The organism is Streptomyces iconiensis, assembly GCF_028657195.3.
Classification (GTDB): domain Bacteria; phylum Actinomycetota; class Actinomycetes; order Streptomycetales; family Streptomycetaceae; genus Streptomyces; species Streptomyces iconiensis.
In genome coordinates this window covers 138,516-158,355 of sequence record NZ_JANCPR020000021.1, presented here as the reverse complement: position 1 = coordinate 158,355, position 19,840 = coordinate 138,516, and the positions used below count along the sequence as shown (strand labels likewise).

The 19,840-nt window shown below is 70.5% G+C and carries 18 protein-coding genes and 1 pseudogene; 10 read left to right on the top strand and 9 right to left on the bottom strand.

Annotated features, from left to right (window positions below; genetic code table 11):
- On the top strand, window positions 1-378 hold a 378-nt coding region (locus tag NMN56_RS21930), incomplete at its 5' end, for a helix-turn-helix domain-containing protein (RefSeq protein WP_488199814.1).
- A 20-nt stretch (window positions 379-398) separates the two neighbouring features.
- Here the strand turns inward: NMN56_RS21930 and NMN56_RS21925 are convergent.
- From NMN56_RS21925 to NMN56_RS21900, 6 genes are all read right to left on the bottom strand, one after another.
- On the bottom strand, window positions 399-869 hold the full coding sequence (locus NMN56_RS21925) for a hypothetical protein (RefSeq protein WP_274042091.1): 471 nt from the start codon (window positions 867-869) through the stop codon (window positions 399-401).
- Window positions 870-1,057: 188 nt separating this feature from the next.
- Window positions 1,058-2,206: a galactonate dehydratase gene (dgoD, locus tag NMN56_RS21920; protein ID WP_274042090.1), complete on the bottom strand. Its 1,149-nt coding sequence runs from the start codon at window positions 2,204-2,206 to the stop codon at window positions 1,058-1,060.
- A 4-nt stretch (window positions 2,207-2,210) separates the two neighbouring features.
- Window positions 2,211-3,134, bottom strand: a complete 924-nt coding sequence (locus NMN56_RS21915) for a carbohydrate ABC transporter permease (RefSeq protein ID WP_274042089.1) — start codon at window positions 3,132-3,134, stop codon at window positions 2,211-2,213.
- Window positions 3,131-4,063: a carbohydrate ABC transporter permease gene (locus NMN56_RS21910; protein ID WP_274042088.1), complete on the bottom strand. Its 933-nt coding sequence runs from the start codon at window positions 4,061-4,063 to the stop codon at window positions 3,131-3,133. Before NMN56_RS21910 ends, NMN56_RS21915 begins: the two co-directional genes overlap by 4 nt.
- Window positions 4,060-5,391, bottom strand: coding sequence for an ABC transporter substrate-binding protein (locus tag NMN56_RS21905; RefSeq protein WP_274042087.1), 1,332 nt, complete (start codon window positions 5,389-5,391; stop codon window positions 4,060-4,062). Before NMN56_RS21905 ends, NMN56_RS21910 begins: the two co-directional genes overlap by 4 nt.
- Window positions 5,392-5,520: 129 nt before the next feature.
- Entirely contained in the window at window positions 5,521-7,533 is a 2,013-nt protein-coding gene (locus NMN56_RS21900; RefSeq protein WP_274042086.1) for a beta-galactosidase, read from the bottom strand.
- A gap of 109 nt (window positions 7,534-7,642) precedes the next feature.
- Between NMN56_RS21900 and NMN56_RS21895 the strand changes: the two genes are divergently transcribed.
- Entirely contained in the window at window positions 7,643-8,494 is an 852-nt protein-coding gene (locus NMN56_RS21895) for an SDR family NAD(P)-dependent oxidoreductase (protein WP_274042085.1), read from the top strand.
- Window positions 8,495-8,515: 21 nt separating this feature from the next.
- Entirely contained in the window at window positions 8,516-9,304 is a 789-nt protein-coding gene (locus NMN56_RS21890; protein WP_274042084.1) for a FadR/GntR family transcriptional regulator, read from the top strand.
- Here the strand turns inward: NMN56_RS21890 and NMN56_RS21885 are convergent.
- Together NMN56_RS21885 and NMN56_RS21880 are read right to left on the bottom strand one after the other, a co-directional pair.
- Window positions 9,290-10,057 (bottom strand): siderophore-interacting protein, encoded by a 768-nt coding sequence (locus NMN56_RS21885; protein ID WP_274042083.1) that lies wholly within the window; start codon window positions 10,055-10,057, stop codon window positions 9,290-9,292. The two genes, NMN56_RS21890 and NMN56_RS21885, sit on opposite strands and share 15 nt — an antisense overlap.
- A 70-nt stretch (window positions 10,058-10,127) precedes the next feature.
- On the bottom strand, window positions 10,128-10,493 hold the full coding sequence (locus tag NMN56_RS21880) for a 2Fe-2S iron-sulfur cluster-binding protein (protein ID WP_430542666.1): 366 nt from the start codon (window positions 10,491-10,493) through the stop codon (window positions 10,128-10,130).
- 362 nt (window positions 10,494-10,855) lie between these two features.
- Between NMN56_RS21880 and NMN56_RS21875 the strand changes: the two genes are divergently transcribed.
- The 4 genes and pseudogenes from NMN56_RS21875 (at window position 10,856) to NMN56_RS21860 (ending at window position 14,229) form a co-directional block, all read left to right on the top strand.
- On the top strand, window positions 10,856-11,548 hold the full coding sequence (locus NMN56_RS21875) for a TetR/AcrR family transcriptional regulator (protein ID WP_274042082.1): 693 nt from the start codon (window positions 10,856-10,858) through the stop codon (window positions 11,546-11,548).
- Between the two features lie 214 nt (window positions 11,549-11,762).
- Window positions 11,763-12,155, top strand: coding sequence for a winged helix-turn-helix transcriptional regulator (locus tag NMN56_RS21870; RefSeq protein WP_274042081.1), 393 nt, complete (start codon window positions 11,763-11,765; stop codon window positions 12,153-12,155).
- 232 nt (window positions 12,156-12,387) lie between these two features.
- Window positions 12,388-12,567: pseudogene (locus NMN56_RS21865) on the top strand (3-deoxy-7-phosphoheptulonate synthase); the annotation flags it as partial.
- 240 nt (window positions 12,568-12,807) lie between these two features.
- Complete coding sequence (locus tag NMN56_RS21860; protein WP_280842729.1) at window positions 12,808-14,229, top strand: MFS transporter; 1,422 nt, start codon at window positions 12,808-12,810, stop codon at window positions 14,227-14,229.
- A 250-nt stretch (window positions 14,230-14,479) separates the two neighbouring features.
- Here the strand turns inward: NMN56_RS21860 and NMN56_RS21855 are convergent, their stop codons facing one another.
- Window positions 14,480-14,629, bottom strand: coding sequence for a hypothetical protein (locus NMN56_RS21855; protein ID WP_274042079.1), 150 nt, complete (start codon window positions 14,627-14,629; stop codon window positions 14,480-14,482).
- 223 nt (window positions 14,630-14,852) lie between these two features.
- Here NMN56_RS21855 and NMN56_RS21850 point away from each other — a divergent pair, with 223 nt between their 5' ends.
- The 3 genes from NMN56_RS21850 (at window position 14,853) to NMN56_RS21840 (ending at window position 19,728) form a co-directional block, all read left to right on the top strand.
- Window positions 14,853-16,352, top strand: a complete 1,500-nt coding sequence (locus tag NMN56_RS21850) for a hypothetical protein (RefSeq protein ID WP_274042078.1) — start codon at window positions 14,853-14,855, stop codon at window positions 16,350-16,352.
- A 282-nt stretch (window positions 16,353-16,634) separates the two neighbouring features.
- On the top strand, window positions 16,635-17,012 hold the full coding sequence (locus NMN56_RS21845) for a DUF6584 family protein (protein WP_274042077.1): 378 nt from the start codon (window positions 16,635-16,637) through the stop codon (window positions 17,010-17,012).
- Between the two features lie 40 nt (window positions 17,013-17,052).
- Window positions 17,053-19,728 (top strand): polysaccharide lyase family 8 super-sandwich domain-containing protein, encoded by a 2,676-nt coding sequence (locus NMN56_RS21840; protein WP_274042076.1) that lies wholly within the window; start codon window positions 17,053-17,055, stop codon window positions 19,726-19,728.
- Window positions 19,729-19,840: the final 112 nt, after the last annotated feature.

The window sequence follows — 19,840 nt, the reverse complement described above, 5'->3', positions numbered from 1 at the left end:
CCTCATGGGCACGCCCGTTCCGCCTCACCTTCGGACAGTCCGCACCCGCCGACTCCGTATCCGACCGCTGACCACGAACGCCGGTCCCTACTCCACGACGCCTTCGTCTCCCCGGCAACCGCCGGCACGCGCCTGCTGCACCCGTACCCGCGCGACGACGAACGCACGGCCAGGCCGCCCGCCCATCTGGAACCGATACTGGAACAACTCCTGTGCGGGGCAACGGACCTCACGGCCAGCCGGCGGCTCGGGCTCTCTCCTCGCACCTTCAGCAGAAGGGTGTCGGAACTGCTCGAATACCTGGGAGTCGCGACCCGTTTCCAGGCCGGTGCCGAGGCGTACAACCGCGGCTGGATCACCATCCAGCCGGGCGGCTGACCCGTTCGGCCGCCGAGGTCTCACACGCCGGTCCTGTGCAGGGCAGGTCCGACGTACCGCGCGCCTCCTGTCCTGGCCAGCTTCGCCCTGACCGTGTTCGCGAACTGCTTGCCGGGCCACCAGTGCGCGAGCATCACCACCGAGGCGCCGGAGCCGACGAGGACGGCCGGGTCGGACTGCGTGGCCATACCGATGGCCACTCCGGCGACGGCGGTGACGCCGGAAGCCAGCAGCCGCGCGCTCATCATCGAGTAGACCGCGCGCGCTGTCCGGCGCGGGCTCGGGTCGGACCTGGGCAGGAGCAGCGGGTCGGCGGCGTAGTGCACACCGAGGAGGGCGAAAACGGAAACGGCGGCGGGGATCCAGAAGACCATGTCGCCTTCCAGGCCGGCGTCCGGCACGAGGACCGTGACCCCGAGCACGCCGAGGACGACGGTGAGCGCGAGTACCAGTGATGCCAGAACGCGCATCCGTACGAGAGCCGAATTCATGGGGCAACAGTACTCGGCGGTATGGTCGGCGTCCCCCCCTTCACCACGTGGGAAGCTCCAAGTAACGGCAAAGGCACGCGTGTTGCGCCTGTGGCACGCGGGCCTCCACCGGGGCTCCAGCGCGCTGCGACCCTGCCTCGGGGGTGCTCCCGGTACTGCTTTCCGCGGCCGGTCAGGCCGGCGCCGGTTCACCATTCGGCGAACGAGCCGTCCGGGTGGCGCCATACGGGGTTGTGCCAGCTTTCCGCGCTGCCGTCGGCGCGGCGTACCGCCTTCTCGTCGATCTCGACGCCCAGCCCGTTCCCTGTCGGGCGCAGCAGATGGCCCTCGTGGAAGCGGAAGACCTCCGGGTCGGCGACGTAGTCGAACAGCTCGGCGCCCGCGTGGTAGTGCAGGCCGATGGACTGCTCCTGGATGAGGAAGTTCGGTGTGGCGAAGGCCAGTTGGAGGCTGGCGGCGAGCGCCAGCGGGCCCAGGGGGCAGTGCGGTGCTATCGCCACGTCGTACATCTCGGCGAGCGAGGCGATGCGCCGGCACTCGGAGATGCCGCCCGCGTGCGACAGGTCGGGCTGGAGGACGGCGACGCCCTCCTGGAGGGCGGGGAGCACGTCCGTACGGGAGAAGAGGCGCTCGCCCGTGGCCACGGGCAGCGTGGTCGAGCTGGTCACGCGGCCGATGAGGTGGGTGTACTCGGGCAGTACGGGTTCCTCGATGAACATGGGCCCGTACGGCTCCAGTACGCCGACGGCCTTGACGGCGCCGGCCACGGAGAAGCGGCCGTGGAAGTCGACGGCGAAGTCACCGCCGGGGCCGAGCTGTTCGCGTGCCGCCTCGGCGCGTGCTGCGATCTCGTTCAGTTCAGCGGTGCTGGGCAGCCTGTCCATCCGGCCCGAACCGTTCATCTTCACCGCGGTGAAGCCCGCCTCCATCTGCGCCGCGATCTGGTCGCGTACGGCGGCGGGCTCGTCCCCTCCGACCCAGGAGTAGGCGCGGGCACGCTCGCGCACTGGCCCGCCGAGCAGCTGGTGCACGGGGGCGCCGTACGCCTTGCCCGCGATGTCCCACAGCGCCTGGTCGAGTCCGGCGACGGCGGAGGAGAGTACCGGGCCGCCCCGGTAGAAGGAGCCCTTGGTCATCAGCTGCCAGTGGTCCTCGATCCGGAGCGGATCGGCGCCGACGAGGAACTGTCCGGCGAGTTCGTGCACGGCCGTGCGCACGGTGTCGGCACGGCCCTCCACGACCGGCTCGCCCCAGCCGACGAGGCCGTCGTCGGTCTCGATGCGGCAGAAGAGCCAGCGCGGCGGGAGGGCGAATGTCTCGACCCGGGTGATCTTCACGTGGTCACTCCTTGACGCTGCCCTCGGTCAGACCCGTGCGCCAGTAACGCTGGAGTACGAGCATCGCGAAGGCGAGGGGGACGACGGAGACGAAGGCGCCGCCGATGGTGTACTGGGTGAGTTCGGGGAACCGGTCGGCGGCTTCCTTCCAGGTGACCAGGCCCAGGGTGATGGGGTACTTCCTGTCCTCTGAGAGCATCACCAGGGGCAGGAAGTAGTTGTTCCAGATGTGCACGAACTGGAAGAGGAAGACCGTCACCAGCGCCGGCGACATGATGCGCAGCACCAGCGTGAAGAAGATCCGCTCCTCCCCCGCGCCGTCCACGCGTGCCGCCTCCAGCACGGTGTCGGGCACGGCCGACTCGGCGTAGATGCGGCACAGGTAGACGCCGAACGGGCTGACGATGCTGGGGATGAGCACACCCCAGTAGCTGTTGGTGAGCCCGATCTTGCTGAACATCAGGTAGAGCGGCAGCGCGAGCGCGGTGGACGGCAGCAGCACACCGGCCAGTACGAACTTGAAGACGGCCTCGCGGCCTCTGAACTGGTACTTGGCCAGCGCGAATCCGGCGGCTGCCGACAGCAGCGTGGCGAGCACGGCGCCGACTCCCGCGTAGAGCAGGGAGTTGAGCGCCCAGCGCAGATAGATGTGGTCGTTGTAGGTGAAGACCTTGCCGAGGTTGTGCAGCAGCTGGGGCGCGTCGAACCAGAGGCCGAAGCTGCCGTAGAGGCTGTCGTTGGACTTCGTCGCCGCTACCACCAGCCAGTAGACGGGCAGCAGGAAGTACAGCGCGGCGAGCGTCAGTACGGCGACGAGCAGGATGCGCCCCGGGCGCGGTACGCGGCGGCGCCGCGCCGGCCTGGTGCCGGTGGCGGGGTCGGGTGGCGCGGTGTCGGGCCGGGTCGCCGGCGCTGCCGTGGCGTTCATCGACGGCTCCTCTGCTTGCGGTTGACGAGGCTGAGGAATCCGAACGACAGGACCATGGCGGCGACCGCGAGGAGCACCGACTTGGCGGCGGCCATGTAGACGTTGGCGTTGGCGAAGGCGTCGAAGTAGGCGCTGAGGTTCGGGGTGTAGTCGTTGGTGACCGCGGGTGCGATCTTCTTCAGCACCAGTGGTTCGGCGAACAGCTGCATGGTGCCGATGATCGAGAAGACGCAGGTCAGGATGAGTGCGGGCCGCACCAGCGGGATCTTGATGCGGAGCGCGGTCTGCCAGGGCCCGGCGCCGTCGATCTTCGCGGCCTCGTACAGCTCCTGCGGGATGGACTTGAGCTGCGCGACGATGATCAGCATGTTGTAGCCGGCGAACTCCCACACCACGATGTTCGCGAGGGACCACAGCACGTTGTCGTAGCCGAGGAAGTCGGGCTGGAAGCCGAACGTGGAGAGCATGTCGTTGACCGGGCTGATCCCCGGCACGTACAGGAAGCCCCACAGGATCGTCGCGATGACGCCGGGTATGCCGTACGGGAGGAAGTAGGCGGCCCGCATCAGGCCGGCCCAGCGGTTCGAGACCTGGTCCAGGAGCAGGGCCAGGACGAGCGCCAGCACCAGCATCACCGGGACCTGCACGATGCCGAAGAGGAACACCCGCCCGAACCCCTCCAGGAACGAGGTCTGCTGGAGGGCCAGCGAGTAGTTCTCGAAGCCGGCGAAGACGACGGTGGGTTCACCGAAGCCCATGGGGCCCGAGCGTTCGACCTTCAGCATGCTCTGGTAGAGGGCGTAGAAGATCGGCAGGATCATCGCGAACAGGTACACCGCGAGAAACGGACCGAGGAACCGCCACGCCTTGCGGTCCGGGCGGGCACGGCGCCGTGGTGGCGCCGCCTGGGGCCTTGCTGAGGTCGTCATGACGCGCTCCTCGCCTTCAGGCCCTTGGCATCCAGGTCGTCCACGATCCGCCCCTGCGCGTCCCTGAGCGCGTCGGCGATGGTGCCGTGCCCGGCGAAGACCTGGGCGAAGTTGTCCTGGATGTGGCCGAAGGACTGGGTGGTGGTCGGGGCCCACTGCCAGGAGGTGTCGACGTTCCTGTCGGAGGTCTCGAAGACCTCGTTGTAGACCTGGCCGCCGAAGAAAGGGTCCGCCTTGCCCAGCGCCGACTTCTTCAGGTCGAGCTTGGCGGCCGGCCAGCCGTAACCCGCGGCGACCAGCAGGTCGATGCTGTCCGGGTCGGTGTTGAGCCAGTGCGCGAACCGCAGCGCCTCGACCGGGTGCCGGGAGCCCTGGAGTACCGCGGTGGCCGAGCCGCCCCAGTTGGAGGAGACATGCCGGCCCGCCTCCCACTGCGGCAGCCCGGCGACACGCCATTTGCCCTTGGTGCGGGGCGCGTTGCCCCGTATCAGCGCGTCCTGCCACTGGGCGCCGAGCCAGCCGGAGAGCTGTCCCGTCTGGAGCCCCTTGAAGAAGGCGCTCTGCGAGTCCTGGATCGGTGCCACCAGCTTGTCGCGCAGGAGCCCGTCCCAGAAGTCGGCCACTTCCAGCGAGGCCCTGCCCGCGACGTCCACGACCCAGGTGTCGTCCTCCGTACGTATCCAGCGGGCGCCGCGCTGCCAGGGGAACGAGGAGAACCACACGACGTTGCCCGGCGAGAAGGCGGTGATGTACGAGTCGCCGCCGCTGCGCTTCTTGATCTTCATGGCGGCCCTGCGGAACGCGTCCCAGGTCCTGGGGACCTCCACGTCCCACTTGTCGAACAGGTCCTGGCGGTAGAAGAAGCCCATGGGGCCCGACGCCTGCGGCATGGCGTACGTCTTGCCCGCGAACTCGCCCTGCTTCCACTGCCAGTCGACGTACTCGCCCTTGAGCTTGTCGGCGCCGTAGGCGGAGATGTCGGTGAGGCCGTTGGCGAGCATGAACTCCGGCAGCGCCCAGTACTCGATCTGGGCCAGGTCCGGCGGATTGCCCGCCTTGATGGACGAGTGCATCTTCTGGTAGCCGCCCGAGGTGTTGGCGGGCACCATCTGGACCTCGACGCGGATGTCGGGGTTCCGCTTGTTCCAGAGCGCCGCGGCCTTCTGGAGCGGCACCCAGGTCCAGAAGACCAGCTTGACCTTCTGGCCCGGCTTGCGCCGGGTCGCGCTGGTCATCCGGGTGGCACCCGCCGACTCTCCGCAGGCGGCGAGCGCGGGGGCGGCTGCCGCGGCAGCGGCTCCCGCCAGTACGTTCCTTCGGGTGGGCATCTGACCTCCTTGTCAGTGCGCGTGAGCCGGTGGGCCGGCTCGGGAGAGCGCAGGTCCCTGTGGGCGCGTTGCCGACTGCGCGCGCGCCGTGGCTGGCCGCGCAGTTCCCCGCGCCCCTTCGGGGCGCGCTCAGTGCTGAAGCACGGCGACTCCGCGTGCGGGCAGGGTGAGGCTGGTGAGCTGTTCCGGTGTGCTGCCGAGCAGGTCGTGGCACGGGTGCGGCAGGGCGATCTCGGCGGTCGTCTCACCGTGGTTGAGCAGGAACAGGAAGCGGCCTGCCGCGCCCTCGCGGACGGTGGCCTGCACTCCGGCGGGCAGCCCTTCGATCACGGGTGCGGCGCCGGCGTCTCCTCGTACGCGGTCCATCAGGGCGCGCATGGCGGTGGGTTCCAGCCGGGTGCCCGCGTACCAGGCGACCCCGTCGCCGTACGTGTGCCGGGTGAGCGCCGGGCGTCCTGCCAGCTCACCGTCGCCGAACTCGGCCACGGTGGCCGCGCCTTCGAGGTCGATGGCCTCGGACCACGAGTCTCCCGATGCGGTGATCTCGCCGCGCAGGGAGACGCGCTGCCCCTCGTCCAGCGGCCAGAACTCCTCCACGCGCAGGCCCAGCACCTCCCGCAGCGGCGCGGGGTAGCCGCCGAGGTGTACGCGGTCGCAGTCGTCGGAGATACCGGTGAAGTAGGAGACGAACAGGTGGCCGCCGCCGCGTACGTACGCGGTCAGCCGGTCGGCGGTCGCCTCGCTCATCAGGTACAGGTTCGGGACGACGACCAGCTTGTAGCCGCTCAGGTCGCGGTCGGGCGGTACGACGTCGCAGGGCACGCCCGCCTCGAACAGCGGCGCGTAGTGCCGCAGCAGGGTCTCCTTGTGGCTGAGCGCCGAGGTCGGGTGCGAGCCCTGCTCCAGCGCCCACCAGCTGTTCCAGTCGACGACCAGGGCCACCCCCGGAGCCGGCCTGCTCCCCGCGATCTGCGGTACGGCGGCCAGTTCCCTGCCCAGTTCGCTCACCTCGCGGAAGATCCGGGTATCGGTACCGCCGTGCGGCACCATCGCCGAGTGGAACTTCTCGGCTCCGCCCCTGGACTGCCGCCACTGGAAGTAGAGCACCGCGTCGGCGCCCTGCGCGACGGCCTGCCAGCTCCACAGCCGCATCTTCCCGAACGGCTTCGGGCCGTTGCGTGCCCGCCAGTTGACGGCGCTGGGTGCCTGTTCCATCAGCATCCACGGGCGCCCGTGCCCTGCCGAGCGGGTCACGTCGAAGGCGGCTGCCGCGTCGATGTGCGTCCCGGCGTCGAACGGCTCCTGGTAGAAGTCCAGCGACTGCACGTCCTCGTGCGGTGCCCAGGCGAACGGGTCGACGGGCTTGTGGTGCGGCATGTGGTTCGTGGTGATCGGCAGTTCGGGGGTGATGCGGCGCAGCACCTCCTTCTCGGCGAGATAGCACTGGAGCAGCGCGTCGTCGCTGAAGCGCGCGTAGTCCAGCACCTGCGCCGGGTTGGGGTGCGTCGGCGTGGTGCGCGGCGGCAGCACCTGCGCGAAGGTGTCGTAGCGCTGGGACCAGAAGGTGGTGGACCAGGCGGTGTTGAGCGCCTCGACGGTGCCGTAGCGCTCACGCAGCCAGCGGCGGAAGTCCTCGGCCGACACCTCGCAGTAGCACACGGGGTTGGAGCAGCCGTACTCGTTGCCGATGTGCCAGGTGTCCAGCGCGGGATGCTCGGCGTAGCGGGTGGCCAGCCGCTCGACGAGGCGGACCGCGTGCGTGCGGTAGACCGGGCTGGAGGGGCAGTAGTGCTGCCGGGAGCCGGGCCACTTGGTGACGCCGTCGGCGCCGACCGGCAGGCTCTCGGGGTGCCGCTCGCTCAGCCACGGCGGGGGTGAGGCGGTCATGGTGGCGAGGCAGACACGGATGCCGGCCTCGGCGAGATGGTCCATGACGCGGTCGAACCAGCCGAAGTCGTACTCGCCCGGCCGGGATTCGACCAGTCCCCAGGAGAAGATCCCGGCCGTGACCATGGTGACTCCGGCCTCCTTCATCAGCCGGATGTCCTCGGTCCAGACCTCCTCGGGCCAGTGTTCGGGGTTGTAGTCGGCGCCGAAGTGAATACGGGTGGTGCGGAGGTTACGCATGTCGCCTGCCGTCATGAGTGCCTGCCCCTCGCGGCTCGTACGGTGATGACGCCGCACCGTACAAGAACTCGTTATTTATTAATAGTTCTTGACGCCGCGACGTTGAGTACGCACTCTCGTGGTCATGGCTTCCTCCACCACAGGGCTCAGATTCGCGGGCCGTACCGCGATCGTCACCGGGGCCGGTGCCGGTATCGGCGCCGCAACGGCCCACCGTCTGGCGGCCGAAGGCGCCGCCGTCGTGGTCGCCGACATCGAAGCGGAGAGCGCGGCTGCCGTCGCCACGTCCGTCGCGGACGGGGGCGGCACGGCCGTCCCCGTCGCGGCCGACGTGGCGACGGAGGCCGGCTGGTCCCGGATCCTCGAAGCGGCGCACACCTGTGGCCCGGTCTCCGTGCTGGTCTCCAACGCGGTCACGGTCGATGTCGCCCCCGCACACGAGACCTCGCCCGCCTCCTGGCACCGGCAGCTCGACGTGGGCCTGACCTCGGCCTTCCTCGGCATGCGCGCGTGCTTGCCCGACCTGCGCTCCCAGCACGGCGAAGCCGGGAGCTGCAGGGGCGAAGGCCGCGAAGGAGGCGAGCGCGAAGAGGGCGAGCGCGCAGGCCCGGGGCGTGGCGCGGGCAGCGTGGTCCTGGTGTCGTCCGTACACGCCCGCCACGGCATCCCCGGTCACCCCGCCTACGCCGCGGCCAAGGGCGGGCTGCTCTCCCTGAGCGGCCAGCTCGCGGTGGAGTACGGGCCGCTGGTGCGGGTCAACACCGTGCTTCCCGGACCGGTTCTGACCCGGCTGTGGGACCGCGTACCCGAGGACGAACGCCGGGCCAGCGCGGCGCAGACCGCCGCCGGACGGCTCGGCGACCCGGAGGAGGTGGCGGCTGCCATCGCCTTCCTCGCCTCGGCCGAGGCGTCGTACGTCACGGGAGCCAGCCTGGTCGTTGACGGTGGCTGGAGCGTCGTAAAGTCGTCGGCCTGACCGGAAGAAGGAGAGGCGCCCATGTCGGGCTACGCACGCCGGGGAGTACACGGCCAGACCGTGGAGGCCATCGCGCACCGGGTGCTCGGCGGCACGATCCCCGAGGGGGCGACGCTCGATCTGACCGCACTCCAGGCCGAGTTGGGCGTCAGCCTCACCGCGCTGCGTGAGTCACTGAAGGTGCTGGCCGCCAAGGGGATGATCGACGCGCGGCAGCGGCGCGGCACCTTCATACGGCCCCGCGCCGACTGGAACCTCCTCGACGCCGACGTGCTGCGCTGGCAGCTCCAGTCCTCGGACGGCGCCACGACCGAGGCCGCCTCAGGCGCCTCGGGGCACGGGGGCCCGCCGCTGCTGCGCGATCTGGACGAGGTGCGCGGCATCGTCGAACCGGCCGCTGTGCGGCTGGCCGCCGAACGCCGTACGGACGCCGACCTCGCCACCTTGGACGCGGCGCTGGACGCCATGCGCGAGGCGGACGACGGCGCCCCCGAGGCCGTCGAGGCCGACCTCGCCTTCCACCGCGCGCTGCTGGCCGCCTCCCACAACGAGTTGCTGGAGCGCATGGAGATGGTCATCGCCACCGGGCTCGCCGCGCGCGACCGCCTCGTGCACGGCCCGGGCCACCACCCGGAGGATCCCGTGCCCAGCCACAGCGCGGTACTGGACGCGGTACGCGAGCAGGACCCGGACGCCGCTGAGACGGCGATGCGCGTACTGCTGACGCAGGCAGCGCAGGACCTGGCGGAACTGCGCAGGCTGGCCGAGGACGGTGCCCGTGGCCGGGCGCCGGGATCAGCCGGGGCTTGAGCGGCCCTGTCGCCAGTACCCGAAGAACGATATGTCCGCCTTGGGCACGCCCCGTTCGCGCACCAGGTGACGGCGCAGCCCGGTGGCGAGCCCCGACTCCCCGGCGACCCAGGTGTAGAACGGGCCGGGGCGCAGATCCGACTCCTTGACCGCTTCGAGGGCCACCGTGCCGGGCTGGGCCCCGGTGCCGTTCCGGGCCAGCCAGTGCACATGGACGCCCCCGGGCACGGTGATGTCCTTGCGGAAGTCCTCCGTGCTCGGCACCTCCAGGAAGACCTCGCCGGTCAGCGTGGCGGGGGCGTCCTCCAGTATGGCCAGGACCGCAGGCACGGCGCTCTCGTCCCCGGCGAGCAGCTGCCACTCCGCATGGGCGGGCGGCTGATAGGTCACGCCCATGTCGAAGATCCCCGCCTGGTCCCCGGGCCGCGCGTTCCGCGCCCACAGGGAGGCCGGGGTGTCGCCGTGCAGGGCGAACTCGACGTCCACCTCGCCGAGTTCAGGTCTGACACGCCTGATGGTGAAGTTGCGTACCCAGGGCCTGCTGGACTTGGGCATCAGGAGCACCTCCGCCATCCACGCCTCGCTGGAACGGGTCGGCATCCTCAGCCTGTCCTGCCCTTCGCGGGGAAAGAACAGCCGCGCGGTCTGGTCGAAGCCCGTGGGCTTCAGATGCTCCACCTCCGGGCCGCCGAGCGTGATGGTCGAGAAGGTGGGGGTCAGCTTGGTGTTCCTGCACACCTCCAACGTGATCATTCGTCGCGTTTCGGGCGTGCGCAACTTCGGCAACATGGCGCGTTTCGCTTTCGGTTCGGTCGGAACGGGCTCACCGGTCGGTTGGCCCGCTGTTCGGGACAGAGGCCGGCCCACTGCTCACGGGCAGAGGCCCCGGCTCGGACTCAGAGGTCCACGACGAGCCGGGGTGACAGCGCGCGGGACACACAGGCGTACATCGGCCTGCCGGGGCGCCGATGTCGTCGCGGTGTTCGGGCTCACCGTCGAAGACCGTCAGCTCACAGCTCCCGCAGACGCCCTCTCCGCATCCCGTCGCCACGCGGTGTCCGGCGTAGGACAGCGCGTCCAGCAGCGACTCGTCGGGCGGTACCTGGACCGTCAGCCCCGACCTGGCGCACACCGCCTCGAACCCGGTGTTGGGCGCGAACGACTTGGCCACCGACTGGAAACGCTCCACGTGCAGCCGTCCGGCGTGGCCATGGTCATGAAGGGCGAATGCGCGAGGAAGCGGCGGGCATGTTCGTCCACCCGGTCGGAGATCTTGGCCTCGACCATCGCGTCGGGCTCCCCGAGCCGCTCCCGGACCTCGTCAGGCGACACCGCCCGGGGGCGCGTGCTGGCATGCGTCACAAAGGCTCCTTTCCCGGAGGACGCGGGGGCGGCAGGCACCCGCGGCCCGCAAGGCCGGCCTGGCCCGTACGGTCACGCGCACCGCACGAAGGGCGGCCGTTCACCGCTCCGCCGCAGTTCATGGCACCATTGTGAGCAATTGTTCAGGTCATGCGCTACTCGCTTTCGAGGCGCTGCGCAGGAGGTGCCATGCCGTCGGGCCACCGCGGACTTCAGCCACGTAAACAGCCACGCCAGGTACGGGCGGAACTCACCCGGCAGCGCATCCTCACCGCCGCTGCTCACGTTTTCGCCGAGTACGGCTACGCGGCGGGGACCACCAACCGGATCGCCGAGCGGGCGCGGGTCTCGATCGGCTCGCTGTACCAGTACTACCCGAACAAGGACGCGATCCTCGTCGAGTTGCTGGTCCGGCACCTCGACACCGGGATCACCGTGGCCAGGCGCAACCGGGACGCAGGTCCTCCCGAATCACTGGAGGACATCATCCGCGCGAACGTGCGCGCCGCGATCGAGAACCACCAGCACGACCCGCATCTGCTCCGCATCATGTTCGAGCAGGCACCCAGGTCCCCCGAACTGCTGGAGAAGGTAGCGCTCCACAAGGCGGAACACGTCGCCTACGCACAGGAGTTGTTCGAGGACCACCCGGAGGTCCAGGTCGAGGACACGTACGTCGCCGCCTCCCTCGCCGTCTCCACGGTCGAACTCGTCGTCCACCAGCTCATCGCCGAGCCCGACCCCATCGACGTCACCCGCCTTGAGAACGAACTCGTCGCCATGCTCACCCGCTATCTCACGGCCGCGCCGACGGGAACGGCGGAAAGCGCGGAGAGGGCCGAGCCGACCGAGTCGGCCGAGTCGGCCGAGAGCCCGGGCTGACCGGGCGGGCCGAGAGCCCGGGCTGACCGGGCTGACCCGGCGCCCGAGGGGCGTGGCGTTGACCGCGAGGTCGGCGCTCTTGAGTGCGGCTGCGGTCGAGCCGGACATCGCCGGAGCGGTGAGGCTCCCGGCCATGCGCGATCTTCTCTTGGGTGACCTGTTGTAACAGAGAGAACCGTGGGGGCACTATGAACGGACCGGAAGGAGCGGCACCATGACACAGGCAGAGACCGCCGCGGGGGAAGAGATCGTCGTCGAGGCGTGTCCGGTGCGTGAAGTGCTGGACCGGGTGGCGGGCAAGTGGAGCATCCTGATCATCGTCGCCACCGCGCGCGGCCCGGTGCGCTTCACCGAGCTGGAACGGTCGATCGACGGCATCAGCAGGCGCATGCTGACGCTGACCCTGCGGAATCTGGAACGGGACGGGCTGCTGACCCGCAAGGTCTACGCCACCGTTCCTCCCAAGGTCGAGTACACCCTCACGGACATCGCGCGGGAACTGCACCAGTCGCTGCTCTCGCTGACGGACTGGGCGACGCGGCACCGGGAGACCATTTCGGCCGCCCGGCACGCCTACGACACCGACCGGCCGGCCCAGGACGGCTGACTCCTCCCGGGGCTGCGGCGCGGCGTCGTCGTCCCGAGGCCAGCCGGAAGGTTCCTTGCGGCGCTTGATATCCAACTTCCGGTAGAAGCACGTCAGATGCCGCTCGACCGCCCGGCCGCCCGGCGGCCCGCCGTCCGGGAAACGGTGTCGGCGAGGATGCCATTGAGGGCGGCGAGTACGTCCAACGGGCCGCGCGCGCCGGGCGGTTCGGCGCACCACTTGCGCAGGGCGGAAGCCCGCAGCCGTGCACCTGGAGCTGACGGGTGACGACGTGACCGCGTGCCTGGACAGCGCGCGGGGGATCAGCGACTACGTGCTCGCCGGCCGGTACGAGAGAGCCTGCGACCCCCGCCTCACCACCGGCCGGGCGCTGGAACTCGGCCCTCGCACGGTCCCGTTGCCACGCCGCTGAGCTGCGGCGCCGAGCTGCGCCGCCGGGCCGCGCCCCGCTGCGTGCCTGCTCACGTCACCGTCACATCAATGTGTCGGTGGCACATCAAAGTGCCTTCTTCCGCCCGCCCCAAAGGGAACCCATCATGGCTGCTGTAACAAAGGATGCACCATTGGAGGCGAACCGAAGATGGGCCAGCCTGCCCAGCGAAAGAGCGCATCACCGTGGCTGACGATTGCTGTGCTCTGCGTCGGCCAGATGATGATCGTGATCGATCAGAACATCGTCAATGTCGCACTGCCGGCCGTCCAGAAGGGCCTCGGTTTCTCCTCGGAGAATCTCGTCTGGGTCGTCAACGCCTATGTCATTCCGTTCGGCGGCCTGCTGCTGCTCGCGGGGCGGCTCGGTGACCTCGTCGGCCGGAGGATCATTTTCCTCACCGGAATCACGCTCTTCAGCCTGGCCTCGTTGCTCTGTGGTTTCGCCACCAACGAGGCCATGCTCATCGTCTTCCGGTTCGTTCAGGGCATCGGCGGCGCCATCGCCTCCGCGTGCGTCCTCGGCATGGTCGCGACCATGTTCACGGAGGGACGCGAGCAGGCCCAGGCGATCGGCGCCTACAGCTTCGCCTCCGCGGGTGGCGGCGCCGTCGGACCGCTGCTCGGCGGCGTGCTCACGGACAGCCTCAGCTGGAACTGGATCTTCTTCATCAACGCACCGATCGGCGCCGTCCTGGTGCTGACCGGCCTGCGTACGGTCAAGAAGGACTCCGGCAAGGGCGGTCTGTCCAAGGGGACCGACTTCCTGGGAGCTTTCCTCGTCACCGCCGGCCTGATGCTGCTCGTCTACACCATCGTGGGCGCGGAGAAGAGCGGCTGGGGCTCGGCGCTCACCCTGATACTCGGAGCGGTGGCCCTCGCGCTGCTCGCCGGGTTCATCTACCGCCAGGCGACGATCGCGCAGCCGCTGCTGCCCCTGCGGCTCTTCCGTTCGCGGAGCCTGACGGCGGCTAACATCGTGCAGTTCATGATGATCGCGGGCATGTTCGGGCTGCTGTTCTTCGGCACGCTGTACGTGCAGCGCGTGCTCAACTACAGCGCACTGGAGGCCGGTCTCGGCTTCGTACCGATCGCGGTGGTGATCGCGGCGGTCTCACTCGGCCTCTCGGCGCGGGTCATCATGAAGTTCGGCCGGCGCCCCGTGCTGTTCCTGGGGCTCGTCCTGATCACCCTGGCCTTCGTGATGCTCTCCTTCGCGCGCGTCGACGGCGTCTACGCGGTCGACTTCCTGCCCGCGACCCTCGTCATGGGCCTCGGCTTCGGACTCGCGGCCCCGGCCATGATGGGACTCGGCATGGCCGCCGTCGAACCCGCCGACGCGGGCATCGCCTCCGGCCTGTTCAACACCACGCAGCAGATCGGTGGCGCCATCGGCCTCACCGTGCTGAGCGCGTTCGTCACCTCGCGCACCAACACCCTCACCGCTGAAGGAAAGGGCGCGAAGGAAGCCATGCTCGGCGGCTACCACGTGGCGTTCTGGGTCGCGGCGGCCTTGGTGTTCTCCGCGCTGATCATCGCGGCACTGATGCTGCGGGGCGCCAACGGCGGCGCAGCGCCCGAACAGGCGCAGCAGGACAGCGCCGGCGGCGAGGACCTGGGCGACAAGGACCTGGCGGTCTCCTGACCGACCCCGCCCGGCCTTCGCGGAAAGCGAAGTGGCCGCTCCACCGGGCGGGCCCCCGCCCAGGCCCTTTCCTCGCACCGCTGGGTTCTTCCCGCCGGCCGCGGTTCCGGTGGTCGGCGTCAGCGAGCCGGCACACTCCCGACTCGTCGTGGCGGGTGGCGGGTTCGCCGCCGGGACACCGGGCCATGTGTTCCCGGCGCACGCGGCGCCCAGGTCCGGGGACCCGGGCGCCCCGGCAACCGCTCGTCTCTCAGGCGAAGATCGCCGCGAGCACGACCAGTACGGCGGCCAGTACGAACGTCTCCCACCGCATCGCCCGGTACAGCAGGTCCAGCCGCAGCGGCTGCCGGCCAGGACCGCGGCCCTGGCCCGATGGCCCGCCGCCGGAGTCGTCACTCATCTCCGCACCCTCACTTCCGCTCACCCCGCCCGTACGCCGCCGCTGTCCCGGCCCGTAAGCGCTGACCCTAACCGCGCGGGCCCGGCGGCCCTCCCCCGCGGTCATGGAATATGCCTGTTGACGCAGAAGGCCCGCCCGCCGGGAGGGGCTGTGGAATCATTTCCGGCACGGGGAGGTGGTTCGGCAGAGCGAGAAATCCGGCGTCGTCCCCTGCCGCACTCACATGGAGAAAGAACCTCAACTCCTCTTCCCCACCGGGGTGTTCGCCCCGCAGCGGATCGTGGACGAGCGCGCGGTCAAGGTCCTTCTCGCGGCCACGCGCCGCGCGCTGGGGACGCTGCGGCCCAGCGATGTGCTGCACGCCGCCGTCGCGTCGGGGGATCCCGCACTGCTCTCCGTGCTCGACCTCGCGCTGAGCGAGGGCGCGGGACCGCAGAACGTCCTGGACACCATCGACGCCTACAACCCGCCTCCCCAGGGCCCCGAAAACCACCACTTCGACGGCACCCCGCGCTGTTTCACACCCGAGGCGATGGCCGCGCTGCACACGTTCGCCGTGCACGACGCGCACGAAGCGCTCGTGGGCACGGTGGACAGGCCGCTCACCCACACCTCCGGGGAACAGCGCCCGCCGGGCGGCAGCTCGGGGCTGGCCGTCAACGCCAAGCCGATCCTGCTGGAGGTCGACAGGGACGGGCGCAGGGAGCGCCAGGAGCTGGTGCCGGCCCATGTGTCGCTGCCGTTCAAGACCAATCCTTCCTTTCTGCACCCGGGGAAGCCGGTGGTGGAGTTCCGGCTGTTCCAGAAGAGCCGCCCGATCCAGGTGATCACCGTGCGGGTGCAGGGCTTGGCGCAGCGCGGCACCCCGATCCGGCTGGAGGTCACCATGCGGGAGAACTCCGCGATCACCGTGCGCGGCAGCATCGGCGAAGAGGCCGGCTTCGACACGCTGGTGGAGGTCCCTCCGCCGCGCACGATGCCGGGGCAGGACGAAGTGGAGGCGCTGAGCGCGAAGTTCGACGAGGTGGTCGCGTATGTGCCGAGCGGTCCGCAGAACGTCGCCAGGACCCGCTGGACCCTGGCCCTGCGCGCGTTCGGTGAGGCGCGGGAGCGCGGCGACACCCAGCAGGCGGTGCACGAGTTCGAGGAGCTGGAGGAACTGGTCGCCGGGCTCAGCAGGCCCACGGTGTCCCTGGAGCCGCCGAAGCACGACTACGACACGCTCGTACGGGAGGTGCGGGAGCTGATCGCCCATCTCTCCGAGTACGGAACGGCGCCCGGCAAGCCCTTCAGCACCGACGAGGTCACCCGCACCCTCGAAGCGCACCGGGTCCAGGGTGAGCGCGCGTACCAGGAGGGCAACCAGCGTGCCTACGGTGAGGCAGTGATCCGGCTGCGGAGCCTGGAGTCCTACCTCCAGGGTCTGCTCCCCTCCCACCGCGGCCACGATCTGACGCCCGAGGACCAGGCACGCGGCATGACGGCCGCCGTGCTCCAGACCGCCTCGGGGCTCGTCATGTCGGCCCGTGCTCTCGTCGACCGTGCGGCCGAACGCGAACTGCGGGAGATCAGGCAGCAGGCGGAGCAGCTCGCGCCGCGCATCGCCACCGACCCGCACAGCGCCATCCAGGGAGCCAACCAGCTCATCGCCAGGCTCCGCCAGATCGAGACCCGACTCCAGGACCGCCCCGAGGACGACACCGACGCCGTACCTCTCGTCTGACCCGAGGCCCCCATGCCCCCACCACCGGAAACCCCGACACCGGAAAGCCCGACACCCGGCACCCCACCACCGGGAAGCCCGCCACCGGAAACCCCGGCATCGGACTCCCCCGCCCAGGGAAGCCCGGCACCGGAAACCCCGACCCCGGAAACCACCGACGCCACCCCGCCCGTCGGCCCTGAGAGTGACACCGGCACGCGCGATGCCTCCCCGCTCGTCTGTCCGCTCCCCCGTTGCCGGGCCCCCAACGCGCCGGGGGCCGGGAGTTGCCTGCGCTGCGGGGTGCCGCTGCACGGGTGGCTGCGGCTGCGGGGACATGCGGCTGCGCTGTTCAACGACGGGCTCGCCGCGGCGCGCGCCGGCCGTACGGGAACCGCGCGGGACCGCTTCGCCGCCGTCGTGCACTGGCACCCGCACGACACGGAGGCCCGCAGCGCCCTGGCACTGGCCGCCTTCGAGCTGGGCGACGTCCAGGAGGCGGCCCGGCAGTGGGAGCTGGTCCTCGAACGGCGCCCGCACGATCAACTGGCCCGCCACTGGCTGGCCTCGTGCGCCGCCACCCCGGACCCGGACCCCGCTCCCGGCCCGGGTCCGGGCCCGGGCCCGGACCCAGGTCCCGGCGGCGTGCCCCGCTTGTCGCCCGCTCCCCCGGCTGTTTGACTGCGCACCGTCACACTCGCGCCTGGCGGGGAGGACCCCCATGGAGTTCACGCGGAGACATGTGCTGTCCCTTCTGTCGGCCGCGGGGCTGACCGCGGTGCTCCCGGCGGGCGCCGCGACAGCGGCAGCGGGCCCGTCCGGCGGGGCCCCGGCGGCGAACGGCCTCGCGAAGCTGCTGGCCAACGCCGTGCGGACCTTCGCGGGCACACCCGAGTCCAACGCGCGGCCCGAGACGGCAGGCAAACTGGCGGCCGTGGAGCGGGCCGCGCGTGCGCATCTGGCCGCCATGGAGGCGGCGGGCGAGGGCGAGCTGTTCGAGGGGCTGGAGCTGGGCAGCAGCGACCCGAACCTGAACGCCACCTTCCGGCGGCTCTACGAGATCGCGCTGGCGACCTGTACGCCCGGCGGGGCGCTGGAGGGCGACGGCGCGGCGCGGCGGCGCGTGATCGAGGGCCTGGTCACCCTGCACGAGCGCTACTACGGCGACCAGTCACGCGGCTACTACGGCAACTGGTTCACCTGGGAGATCGGCATCTCCACCAGCGTCACGGCAACCCTCGCGCTCCTCGCCGACCAACTCGCCGACCAGCGCCCGGAGTTGACCCGTACATATGTGACCTCCATGGACGCCTACCTGCGCAACGGCAAGGACGGCGACGTCGACCTCGACTCCCGCTTCCACACCGGCGCCAACCTCGCCGACATCACCACCAACCGCCTCCTCCAGGGCGCGCTGCTCGGCGGCCGGCCGGGCGAGCAGCGCGTACGCAAGGCGCTGGAGGACCAGCTCACGGTCTACGCGACGATCGACCCGTACGCGCTCAAGCACGGGGTGACGGACGGCTATTACGCGGACGGCTCCTTCATCCAGCACCACTCGGTCGCCTACACGGGCTCGTACGGCAAGGGGCTGCTGACGCGCGTCACGCAGACGCTCAAGCTGCTGGACGGCACGGGGTACGCGGACACCGCCGTGCTCGTGCCCGTCGTGCACCGGTGGGTGGCCGACGGGTTCGCTCCGGTGATCTTCGAGGGCTGGATGATGGAGATCGTCAAGGGCCGCTCGGTCTCCCGTACGGGCACCGGGTACGCGGACACGGCGGCGATCGCCGAGGCCGTCACCGATCTGTCGGCCTACGCCGAGGGAGCGCGCGCCACCGCGCTGAAGAGCTACGTGAAGCACCTGCACACCGCCTCGCGCGAGGAGCCGGACCCGGCCCGTTTCGCCTCCCCGCTCACGGTGACGCGCTACGCGGACATCCTCGCCGACGGCTCTGTTCCGGCTGCCGACCTCAACCCGGCGGCGCGCAGCACCGCGTTCAACGCCATGGACAAGACGGTGCACAGGCGCCCCGGTTACGCGTTCGCGCTCTCGCGCAGCTCGGACCGGATCAGCAAGTACGAGTACATGAGCGGCGAGAACCTGATGCCCTGGTTCCAGGGCGACGGCGCGCACTACCTGTACCTCGCGGGCCAGGACCAGAGGCACGCCTACGGGGTCGACTACTTCACGACCGTCTCGCCGTACGGACTGGCAGGCGTCACGGCGCCGGTCGAGCCGCGCGGGACCGTCCCCGAGCTGTACGGCAAGCCGTACTACGACAACCCGGACCACCCGCTCCACTTCACCGCGTCCTCGGAGTCCCAGAACACCTACGTGTACTTCCCGCGCGGCACCCACACGCACTCGGGCGGCGCCGTGCTGGACGCGTACGGCGCGGCCGGAATGGTGCAGTCCGACGATGTTCCGTACGCGCACCGCGACCGCCTGCCCGACGACTTCGCCGTCTACCGCAACGCGACGGCGACCAAGTCGTGGTTCCTGCTGGACGACGAGATCGTCGTACTCGCCGCCGGTGTGGGCGACCGCGCGGGACGCCAGGTCACCACCACCGTCGACGCCCGTACGGCGGCGCCGGGCGACCGCGTCACGCTCACCAGCGCGCGGACCGACGGCGCACCCTGGCGGGGCACCGGCACGGCCGGGCTCAGCTGGCTGCGGTACGCCAACGCCACCGAGCACACGGCGGTGGGCTACGCCTTCCTCACGGCCGGCGAGGCAGACGCCGCCGAAGCGGCAGAGACGACCGACGCGGCAGAGACGACCGACGCGGCAGACGCGGCCGACTCCCCCCGCTCCCCCAACCGCTCCCCCCACCCCTCCGGACGCACGCCCCAGGTCACGGTCGCGCTGAAGTCCGTCACCCGCAGCCGCCGCACCGTCCGTACGGCGAACCCGGACACGGCCGTCACGCGGCAGGTCTTCGACGTGACGTTCCACCAGGAAGCCGGGACGCGGCCCCTCGCGCTCGCCTACGCACTCGTCCCGGGAGCGACGGAAGCGGCCCTGCGCGCTTACGCACACGGCCCGTTGGACGTGCTCGCCAACACCCCGCGCCTCCAGGCCGTCCACCACAGCGGCCTCGGGCTGACAGCCCTCAACTCCTTCACCCCCGGCAGGCACAGCACCCGGGGTCTCCGCGTCGACGGGCCCTCGTCCGTCCTCGTGCGCCGCGCACCCGGCCGGATCACGGTCGCGGCTTCCGACCCCACCATGCGCCGCGACCACCTCACCGTCCTCCTCCGCGACCGCCGCCTGCGCCCGGTCGCGGCCGACCCCGGCGTCACCGCCCGCACCGTCACCGGCGGCACCCTCCTGCGCTTCCCCACCCGGCACGCCTACGGCCGTACCTTCACCCTCACCCTCAGGCCGTGACGTAGCCCGTAGGGGCGACAAACCGTAAAGAGTACATAGTGCCCATACCGGATGTGGTGGGGTTCCTGTTGTCTGGAGCGTGTACCGACTGCTCCTGAGAGAGGAAGCACCT

What these genes read in the sequence shown, in the direction of transcription:
- NMN56_RS21875 (WP_274042082.1), top strand. Translation starts at nt 10,856, where the DNA reads ATGCCGTCGGGCCACCGCGGACTTCAGCCACGTAAACAGCCACGCCAG.
- NMN56_RS21885 (WP_274042083.1), bottom strand. Translation starts at nt 10,057, where the DNA reads ATGATCACGTTGGAGGTGTGCAGGAACACCAAGCTGACCCCCACCTTC.
- NMN56_RS21890 (WP_274042084.1), top strand. Translation starts at nt 8,516, where the DNA reads ATGTCGGGCTACGCACGCCGGGGAGTACACGGCCAGACCGTGGAGGCC.
- NMN56_RS21840 (WP_274042076.1), top strand. Translation starts at nt 17,053, where the DNA reads ATGGAGTTCACGCGGAGACATGTGCTGTCCCTTCTGTCGGCCGCGGGG.
- NMN56_RS21925 (WP_274042091.1), bottom strand. Translation starts at nt 869, where the DNA reads ATGAATTCGGCTCTCGTACGGATGCGCGTTCTGGCATCACTGGTACTC.
- NMN56_RS21870 (WP_274042081.1), top strand. Translation starts at nt 11,763, where the DNA reads ATGACACAGGCAGAGACCGCCGCGGGGGAAGAGATCGTCGTCGAGGCG.
- NMN56_RS21900 (WP_274042086.1), bottom strand. Translation starts at nt 7,533, where the DNA reads ATGACGGCAGGCGACATGCGTAACCTCCGCACCACCCGTATTCACTTC.
- NMN56_RS21860 (WP_280842729.1), top strand. Translation starts at nt 12,808, where the DNA reads ATGATCGTGATCGATCAGAACATCGTCAATGTCGCACTGCCGGCCGTC.
- NMN56_RS21850 (WP_274042078.1), top strand. Translation starts at nt 14,853, where the DNA reads ATGGAGAAAGAACCTCAACTCCTCTTCCCCACCGGGGTGTTCGCCCCG.
- NMN56_RS21895 (WP_274042085.1), top strand. Translation starts at nt 7,643, where the DNA reads ATGGCTTCCTCCACCACAGGGCTCAGATTCGCGGGCCGTACCGCGATC.
- NMN56_RS21910 (WP_274042088.1), bottom strand. Translation starts at nt 4,063, where the DNA reads ATGACGACCTCAGCAAGGCCCCAGGCGGCGCCACCACGGCGCCGTGCC.
- NMN56_RS21915 (WP_274042089.1), bottom strand. Translation starts at nt 3,134, where the DNA reads ATGAACGCCACGGCAGCGCCGGCGACCCGGCCCGACACCGCGCCACCC.
- NMN56_RS21855 (WP_274042079.1), bottom strand. Translation starts at nt 14,629, where the DNA reads ATGAGTGACGACTCCGGCGGCGGGCCATCGGGCCAGGGCCGCGGTCCT.
- NMN56_RS21905 (WP_274042087.1), bottom strand. Translation starts at nt 5,391, where the DNA reads ATGCCCACCCGAAGGAACGTACTGGCGGGAGCCGCTGCCGCGGCAGCC.